Origin of the sequence: Mesorhizobium sp. M0854, assembly GCF_040319815.1 — a bacterium.
In the GTDB taxonomy this organism is placed as follows: Bacteria; Pseudomonadota; Alphaproteobacteria; order Rhizobiales; family Rhizobiaceae; genus Mesorhizobium.
In genome coordinates this window covers 1-673 of record NZ_JAMYOL010000091.1, presented here as the reverse complement: position 1 = coordinate 673, position 673 = coordinate 1, and the positions used below count along the sequence as shown (strand labels likewise).

The window sequence follows — 673 nt, the reverse complement described above, 5'->3', positions numbered from 1 at the left end:
TCGGCCGTCCGATTGCGAACACGCGGGTGTATCTTCTGGACGGCCATGGCGCGCCGGTTCCATTCGGGGCGGTGGGCGAGCTTTACATCGGCGGGGCCGGCGTTGCGCGTGGCTACCTCAACCGGCCGGAGCTGACAGCGGAGCGGTTCCTGGCCGATCCGTTCAGCGGCGAGCCTGGCGCCCGCATGTACCGGACCGGCGATCTGGGGCGCTACCTGCCGGACGGCAATCTGGAGTTTCTGGGGCGCAACGATGACCAGGTGAAGATCCGCGGCTTCCGCATCGAGCCGGGCGAGATCGCGGCGCGGCTTTGCGAGCACGCCTGGGTGCGCGAGGCGGCAGTGGTGGCACACGGGGATGGCGCCGACGACAAGCGGCTCATCGCCTATGTGGTTGCGGCCGAGGCCGGATCGGACGACGAGGATGGAAGCACACTTGCCGCCACCCTGCGCACATACTTAAGCGCGCGGCTGCCGGACTACATGGTGCCATCGGCCTTCGTGCAGCTTGCGGCGCTGCCGCTGACGGCGAACGGCAAGCTCGACCGCAAGGGACTGCCGGCTCCCGACGACGACGCCTATGCGCGGGCGGCCTATGAGGCGCCGCAGGGCGAGATCGAGACGACGCTGGCACAGATCTGGGCGGAGCTTCTCAGGGTCGAGCGGGTCGGACG

Annotated in this window: 1 protein-coding gene; it reads left to right on the top strand. The window is 69.2% G+C overall.

The features are described 5' to 3' along the window. Positions 1–673, top strand: a 673-nt coding sequence (locus tag NKH99_RS32670; RefSeq protein ID WP_353017989.1) for an AMP-binding enzyme, incomplete at both ends; no start/stop codon positions are given.